9 protein-coding genes are annotated in these 7644 nt (G+C 70.4%); 3 read left to right on the top strand and 6 right to left on the bottom strand.

The genetic code is table 11. The features are described 5' to 3' along the window. The 3 genes from CCN56_RS43485 to CCN56_RS29285 form a co-directional block, all read left to right on the top strand. Positions 1–266: MarR family winged helix-turn-helix transcriptional regulator (locus CCN56_RS43485; protein WP_179200025.1), on the top strand; the 266-nt coding region annotated here is incomplete at its 5' end. A gap of 52 nt (positions 267–318) precedes the next feature. Continuing rightward, a complete protein-coding gene (locus CCN56_RS29290; RefSeq protein WP_086830975.1) occupies positions 319–615 on the top strand; it encodes a hypothetical protein in 297 nt (98 codons plus the stop codon). 8 nt (positions 616–623) lie between these two features. Beyond that, positions 624–2867 carry a DUF4132 domain-containing protein gene (locus CCN56_RS29285; protein WP_256962223.1) on the top strand — a complete coding sequence of 748 codons (2244 nt, stop codon included), beginning with the start codon at positions 624–626 and terminating at the stop codon, positions 2865–2867. Between the two features lie 4 nt (positions 2868–2871). Here CCN56_RS29285 and CCN56_RS29280 read toward each other — a convergent pair whose 3' ends face one another. The 6 genes from CCN56_RS29280 to CCN56_RS29255 all read right to left on the bottom strand — a co-directional run. Then, positions 2872–3375, bottom strand: a complete 504-nt coding sequence (locus CCN56_RS29280) for a hypothetical protein (RefSeq protein WP_086830973.1) — start codon at positions 3373–3375, stop codon at positions 2872–2874. 91 nt (positions 3376–3466) lie between these two features. Continuing rightward, positions 3467–4225, bottom strand: a complete 759-nt coding sequence (locus tag CCN56_RS29275) for a succinate dehydrogenase iron-sulfur subunit (protein ID WP_041130880.1) — start codon at positions 4223–4225, stop codon at positions 3467–3469. Continuing rightward, positions 4225–5979, bottom strand: a complete 1755-nt coding sequence (sdhA, locus tag CCN56_RS29270) for a succinate dehydrogenase flavoprotein subunit (RefSeq protein WP_041130881.1) — start codon at positions 5977–5979, stop codon at positions 4225–4227. Before sdhA ends, CCN56_RS29275 begins: the two co-directional genes overlap by 1 nt. 25 nt (positions 5980–6004) lie before the next feature. After that, the gene (locus tag CCN56_RS29265) at positions 6005–6481 is read right to left on the bottom strand and encodes a succinate dehydrogenase hydrophobic membrane anchor subunit (protein WP_086830972.1); all 477 of its coding nucleotides are present in this window, start codon (positions 6479–6481) and stop codon (positions 6005–6007) included. 8 nt (positions 6482–6489) lie between these two features. Then, positions 6490–6870, bottom strand: a complete 381-nt coding sequence (gene sdhC / locus CCN56_RS29260) for a succinate dehydrogenase, cytochrome b556 subunit (protein ID WP_015035721.1) — start codon at positions 6868–6870, stop codon at positions 6490–6492. A gap of 192 nt (positions 6871–7062) precedes the next feature. After that, positions 7063–7644, bottom strand: a 582-nt coding sequence (locus CCN56_RS29255; protein WP_373412911.1) for a 2-oxo-4-hydroxy-4-carboxy-5-ureidoimidazoline decarboxylase, incomplete at its 5' end; no start/stop codon positions are given.

The raw sequence follows: 7644 nt of genomic DNA, 5'->3' as shown, positions 1-7644 counted from the left end.
CCTCCGTCTCCGGCCGCCTCGACGCGCTGGAGAAGCGCGGCTTCGTCCACCGCACCCAGTCCACGACCGACCGGCGCCGGGTCGTCGTCGAACTCACCGCCGCCGGCCGCGAGACCTGGCTCGGCGCGATGGACGTCCTCGGCCACGAGGAGGAGCGGCTGCTCGGCGTCCTCACCCCCGAGGAGCGCGACCTGCTCAACGGCATGCTGCGCCGGATCATGGTCGAGGCGGAGGCGGGCGGCCCCGCCCAGGCCTGGCACGGCTGACGCACCCGCGACGGCCCGCCCGTTGTCAGAGGCCTCTCCTACTCTGCTCGGCATGGCAATGGTGACCTTCGTCGACGAGACGACGTCAGGGGCGCGGACCGAGGCCGGCGGCCTCTCCGTCGCCGAGGAGCGCCTCGCGCTGCGCGAGCTGATCCGCCGCCGGGTCGAGCGGGAGACCGCGCCGGAGGCGGCCGAGCGGGAGTTCGCCCGCGCGGTCGAGGCCTTCGGACGGAACGGCTTCCTGGTCCTGGTGGGCGACCGGCAGGTCGAGGAGCTCGACGACGAGGTGGAGTTGGGCCCGGGCGTCGAGGTCACGTTCCTCAAGCTGGTACCGCTGGTGGGGGGATGAGGAACGGCATGCACGAGCTCGACACGGCCGAGGACACCGTCGCCGACGGCAACACGGGCGAACCGGCCGGCGCCCTGCCCGGCGACCGGCTCTCCGCCGCGCGCCTGAAGCGCATCGAGGAACTCCGGTCGGCGTACGAGTGCTTCGACACCCACGAACTGGCCACCCTCGCCCGCGGCGAGCTCGACGCCGGCCGCCCGCTGCCCGGCGGCTTCGTCGCCCTGCTGCGCCGCTGCCAGACGACCGCGTACCTCGCGGACAAGACCCTCGCCAAGATCCTCGGCCGCGTCGCCGACCCCGTCCTCAACCCCGGCGAGCCCTGGGCCGAACAGGCCATGACCGAGGCGCCGACCGGGCTGCTCGCGCACCTGCTCACCGCCACCGGCGCCCGCCCCACCGCCGCCTGGGACAAGAAGGCCCGCGCGCTCGCCGAAGCGGCCGAGAGCCCCGGGGCCCTGCGCACGGCGGCCGTCCGCTGGCTCGGCCTCGTCGGCGCGCCCCGCACCATCGAGCTGGACGTGCACGAGGGCTGGACCGACCACAACAAGACCTACGACCCGTACAACGCCGACGCGCTCAAGGGCCTCGCCTGGCTGGTGTCCCTGCTGCCGCCCGACCCGGCCGCCGTACGGGCCCTCGGCCGGCTCGTCGAGACCTCCCTGCGCAAGGTCCCCGGCATCGGACCGCACAGCCCCAAGGTCGCCAACGCGGCCGTGCTCGCCCTCGCCCGCACCGACCACGAGGCCGCCCTCGGCGAACTCGCCCGGCTCTCCGCGAAGGTCACCTACAAGGGCACCCTCAAGCAGCTCACCGCCGCCCTCGACGCCAGGGCGGCCGCCCTCGGCGTCGGCCGCGAGGAGATCGAGGAGCTGGCCGTCCCCGCGTACGGGCTCACCGAGGTCGGCCGCCGCGAGATCCGCCTCGGCGACGCCCACGGGCTCCTGGAGGTGCACGGCGCCAAGCCGAAGCTCACCTGGACCAACGCCAAGGGCAGGCAGGTCGCGACCGTGCCCGCCGCCGTCCGCCGCGACCACGCCGACGCGCTCAGGGAACTCAAGGCGTCCGCCAAGGACATCGAGAAGATGCTCGGCGCGCAGAGCGACCGCCTGGACCGCCAGTTCCTCGCCCGCCGCAGCTGGAACTTCCGGACCTGGCGCGAGCGGATCCTCGACCACCCGCTGGTCGGCACGCTCGCCCGCCGGCTGGTCTGGGCCCTCGGCGGTGAGACCCCGGTCCTCTTCGACGGGACCGACCTGCGCACCCTCGAAGGCGACCCGGTGTGCGCGACCCCCACCGCGACCGTCACCCTCTGGCACCCCGTCGGCCGCCCCGCCGCCGAGATCCAGGCCGTCCGCGCGCGGCTCGAACGGCTCGGCGTCACCCAGCCGTTCAAGCAGGCCCACCGCGAGGTGTACCCGCTCACCGACGCCGAGCGGACCACCGCCACGTACTCCAACCGCTTCGCCGGACACGTCCTGCGCCAGCACCAGCTCAACGCCCTCGCCGCGCAGCGCGGCTGGACGGCGAAGCTGCGGCTGGCCGTGGACGACTCGTACCCGCCGCTGTACCGCGAACTCCCCGAGTGGGGGCTGCGCGCCGAGTACTGGGTCGAGGGCGTCGGCGGCGACCAGGACGGCGACATCACCGCCTCGTACGCCTACGCCCAGGTCACCACCGACCAGGTCCGCTTCCACCGGATCGACGCCGAGCACAACTGGGCGCACGCGGGCGGCGGCGCGTACACCACCCGCTCCCGGCCGATACCCCTGACCGAGATCCCCGAGCAGGTGCTCTCCGAAGTCCTGCGGGACGTCGACCTGTTCGTCGGCGTCGCCAGCGTCGGCAACGACCCGACGTGGCAGGACGGCGGCCCGGGCGGCCGGCACCGCGACTACTGGCAGCGGTACGGCTTCGGCGAGCTGTCGCAGAGCGCCGAGACCCGCCGCGAGCTGCTCGCCCGCCTCGTGCCCCGGCTCGCGATCGGCGAACGGTGCACGGTCGAGGGCCGGTTCCTGCGGGTGCGGGGCGACCTCCACACGTACGAGATCCACCTCGGCTCGGGCAACGTGCTGATCGTGCCGCACGGCCGGTACCTGTGCATCGTCCCGAAGCGGGCCTCCGCGGCGGCGGACGGGGCCGGCCCGCTCCCGTACGAGGGCGACGGCATGCTCGCGATCGTCCTCAGCAAGGCGATGCTGCTGGCCGACGACACCGCCATCACCGACCCGACGATCGTCGGTCAGCTCGGGTGAGGCGTCAGATGCTGAGCGTCCGGGCGTAGTTGATCTGGTTCATCACGGCGTAGAACGTGTCGGGGGAGCCGGCCGGGATCAGCGTGGAGTGATGCCGGCCGCCGCTGCTCACCGTCACCTGGACATAGCCCGTGGTCTGCTTCTCCTTCATCAGCAGGAAGAGCAGACCGAGCAGGCAGAAGACGGCGAAGACCACGGCGAGCACGATCGCGACCGTCGGGATCTTCTCCTCGACCCGGGACATGTCCATCGCGTTCCAGACCGCGCCCTTCAGCGGCATCGGTCCTGCGGGCGTGAGGATCTGGTCGCCGACGACCGAGATGTCGCCGATGGCCAGCGTCGGCACCCCGCCGAACCCCGCCGGGTACTGCGGCGGCACCGGCACGCCGCCCGGCAGGGTCGGCTGGTAGGGCGGCGGGGCGTGCGGGTATCCGTACGCGGGCGTCGCGTCCTGCTGTCCAGGACCCCACTTGTACTCACCGTCCGCGTAAGGGTTCGGCTCGCTCATCAATCCCCGATTCTCTGTGCAATGGAAAAGCCCGCTCCCGCACGCAGAAGCGTACAGAAGCGGGCTCTTCGGCCGGTGGCCGAACGGAGCGTCAGAAGCGACGCGTGATCAGCGCGCGCTTGACTTCCTGGATGGCCTTCGTGACCTCGATGCCACGCGGGCACGCGTCCGTGCAGTTGAACGTCGTGCGGCAGCGCCACACGCCGTCCTTGTCGTTCAGGATCTCCAGGCGCTGCTCGCCCGCCTCGTCACGCGAGTCGAAGATGAAGCGGTGCGCGTTGACGATCGCGGCCGGACCGAAGTACTGGCCGTCGTTCCAGAAGACCGGGCAGGACGACGTGCACGCGGCGCACAGGATGCACTTGGTGGTGTCGTCGAAGCGCTCGCGGTCCTCGGCGGACTGCAGGCGCTCGCGCGTCGGCTCGTTCCCCTTGGTGACCAGGAACGGCATGACGTCCCGGTACGCCTGGAAGAACGGCTCCATGTCGACCACGAGGTCCTTGAGGACCGTGAGGCCCTTGATGGCCTCGACCGTGATCGGCTTCTCCGGGTTGATGTCCTTGATCAGCGTCTTGCAGGCGAGCCTGTTCTTGCCGTTGATCCGCATCGCGTCGGAGCCGCAGATGCCGTGCGCGCAGGAGCGACGGAACGTCAGGGTGCCGTCGACGTCCCACTTGATCTTGTGAAGGGCGTCGAGGACACGCTCCTTCGGGTCGATCTCGATCTGGAAGTCCTCCCAGACCGCGGCGTCCGACACCTCGGGGTTGAAGCGGCGGATCCGCATCGTGACCGTGATGTACGGGGAGGCGGCGGACTCCGCCTCGACCTTGTCCAGTACGGGGGTAGCCATCAGTACTTACGCTCCATCGGCTGGTAGCGGGTCTGGACGACCGGCTTGTAGTCGAGACGGACGGTCTCGGAGCCGTCCTCGCCGACCTCGCGGTACGCCATGGTGTGGCGCATGAAGTTGACGTCGTCGCGGTTCGGGTAGTCCTCGCGGTAGTGACCGCCGCGGGACTCCTTGCGCGCCAGGGCCGAGACGGCCATGACCTCGGCCAGTTCGAGCAGGTTGCCCAGCTCGATGGCCTCCAGGAGGTCGGTGTTGAAGCGCTTGCCCTTGTCCTGGATGGACACGTTCTCGTAGCGCTCGCGCAGTTCGGCGATCTTCTCGACGGCCGTCTTGATGGTCTGCTCCGTGCGGAACACCATCACGTTGGCGTCCATCGTCTCCTGGAGCTCGCGGCGCAGGTCGGCGACCCGCTCGTTGCCCGTGGAGTTGCGCAGCTTCTCGATCTGCGCGACGACGAAGGCCTCGGGGGCCTCGGGCAGCTCGACGAAGTCGTGCTTGGCGGAGTACTCGGCGGCGGCGATGCCGGAGCGCTTGCCGAAGACGTTGATGTCGAGCAGCGAGTTCGTGCCGAGGCGGTTGGCGCCGTGCACGGAGACACAGGCGACCTCGCCGGCCGCGTACAGGCCCGGGACGACGGTGGTGTTGTCCGAGAGGACCTCACCCTCGACGTTGGTCGGGATGCCGCCCATGGCGTAGTGCGCGGTGGGCTGGATCGGGATCGGGTCCGTGTACGGCTCGATGCCGAGGTACGTACGGGCGAACTCGGTGATGTCCGGGAGCTTGGCGTCGAGCTGCTCCGGCGGGAGGTGCGTCAGGTCCAGGTAGACGTGGTCGCCCTCGGGACCGCAGCCGCGGCCCTCGCGGATCTCCGTGTAGATGGAGCGGGAGACGACGTCACGGGACGCGAGGTCCTTCATGACCGGCGCGTACTTCTCCATGAAGCGCTCGCCGTCCTTGTTGCGGAGGATGCCGCCCTCACCGCGGGCGCCCTCCGTCAGCAGGATGCCCATGCGCCAGATGCCCGTCGGGTGGAACTGGAAGAACTCCATGTCCTCCAGGGGCAGACCGCGGCGGTAGCAGGCGGCCTGGCCGTCACCGGTCAGGGTGTGGGCGTTGGAGGTCACCTTGAAGAACTTGCCGGTGCCGCCGGAGGCGTAGATGACGGCCTTGGCCTGGAAGATGTGGATCTCGCCGGTGGCCAGCTCGTAGGCGACGACGCCCGCGGAGTGCTTCACACCGTCGACCTCGGTGATCAGCTGGTCCAGGACGTAGAACTCGTTGAAGAACTCCACGCCCTCCTTGACGCAGTTCTGGTACAGCGTCTGGAGGATCATGTGGCCGGTGCGGTCCGCGGCGTAGCAGGACCGGCGGACCGGGGCCTCGCCGTGGTTGCGGGAGTGACCGCCGAAGCGGCGCTGGTCGATGGTGCCGTTCGGGGTGCGGTTGAACGGCAGGCCCATCTTCTCCAGGTCGAGGACGGCGTCGATGGCCTCCTTCGCCAGGATCTCGGCGGCGTCCTGGTCGACCAGGTAGTCACCGCCCTTGACCGTGTCGAAGGTGTGCCACTCCCAGTTGTCCTCCTCCACGTTCGCCAGCGCGGCGGCCATGCCGCCCTGCGCGGCGCCCGTGTGGGAGCGGGTGGGGTAGAGCTTCGTCAGCACGGCGGTGCGGCTGCGCTTCGTCGCCTCGATGGCGGCGCGCATGCCGGCGCCGCCGGCGCCGACGATGACGGTGTCGTACTTGTGGATCTTCATGACGTGGATTACCTCAGCCCCGTGCCTAGCGGATGTTCGGGTCGAAGGTGAAGATCACCAGCGTGCCCAGAAGGATGGTGAACACCGTGGCGGTGTACAGCAGGCCCTTGAGCCACAGGCGCGTGTTGGCCCGCTCCGCGTAGTCGTTGATGACCGTACGGAGACCGTTGGCGCCGTGCAGCATGGCGAGCCAGAGCATCAGCAGGTCCCAGACCTGCCAGAACGGGGACGCCCAGCGGCCGGCCACGAAGGCGAAGCCGACCTTGGTGACGCCGCCGTCCAGGAAGAGCTGGATCAGCAGGTGGCCGAGGACCAGGACGACGAGGACCACGCCGGAGAGGCGCATGAAGAGCCACGCGGCCATCTCGAAGTTGCCGCGGGTCGCGCGCGGGGTCTTGCCCGTGCGCTTGCGGGGGGCCTCGATGTACGGCGCGGGGTTGTCCACGTCGTAGTGCGCGCCGCCCTCGACGGGGCCGATCGCGGTGGAGGTGTCAGCAGACATGAGTGGCGTCAGCTCCCGAACAGTTCACGTGCGGCGTGGCCGAGGACGGGGTACAGCGAACCCGCCATCAGCACGACCCAGATGCCCACGACGGTCCAGAGCATCTGCTTCTGGTAGCGCGGGCCCTTGGACCAGAAGTCCACGGCGATGACCCGGAGGCCGTTCAGCGCGTGGAAGAGGATGGCGGCGACCAGGCCGTACTCCAGAAGAGCGACGATCGGCGTCTTGTAGGTCGCGACGACCTCGTCGTACGCCTCGGGGGAGACGCGGACGAGAGCGGTGTCCAGCACGTGTACGAACAGGAAGAAGAAGATGAGGACGCCGGTGACTCGATGAGCCACCCAGCTCCACATTCCTTCCCGGCCGCGGTACAGCGTTCCAGCCGGCACGGAAAAACCCTCCGGGAGCGGGGATCAGGGTCGGCCGGCTTCTCTGTCGGTCTGACCCGGCCGGGTACGGTCCACCGGCCCCGGTCATCGTAGCGACGACTCGCCGGTTCGCTCGCGCGGGGTCCATCGGTGTGATCAAACAGGCACGGACGGGCTATCGCGCAGGGAGGAATCGCCGCATTACGGATGAATTCACGGCGTGGTGACGCCGAATGTGAGGCGGGCACGGGCGAGCCGGCGCAGTTCGTCGGCGGCCACCACCCGTTCCTCCTCCGGTTCGTTGCCGAGACGTGACCGGATACCGGCCAGTACGCGGTCGAGACGCTCGTCGGGTCGCACTCCGTCCAGGCTGATCACGAAGGCGTGCCCGAAGCGGCTCTCGTACGCGGCGTGGGCCGCGCCCAGCGCCATGACGGCCGCCGGCGGGGCGTCGGGATGCGGGACGGCGGCGGACTCGGCGGCGAGCGCCTCGTCGAGCTCGGCCCGTGACAGGTCGTAGGAGGCCTCGTCCGCGGCGGCGAGCAGCGCGTCGAGCGTCGGGTACGGGCGGTGCGCGCTCACCCGTTCGGCCCAGCGCCGGCTCGCGCAGCAGTCGAACAGGAGCGCCTCGGCGGCCCCGGCCGGTGCGGCGTTGAAGCGGACGAGCCCGGAGAGGTGCCGGGCCGCGCCCTGCTGGGCAGGTATGGCAGGCGTGTCCGTGGAGCCCGGCTTCCGGCAGGGGGCGTGGGTGTCGCTGGTCAGCGTGGGCTCCGGTACTCCGGGACGGGTGGGGTG

Origin of the sequence: Streptomyces sp. NRRL B-24572, from assembly GCF_002156145.1 — a bacterium.
GTDB lineage: Bacteria > Actinomycetota > Actinomycetes > Streptomycetales > Streptomycetaceae > Streptomyces > Streptomyces vietnamensis.
This window is presented reverse-complemented; position numbering and strand designations above follow the sequence as displayed.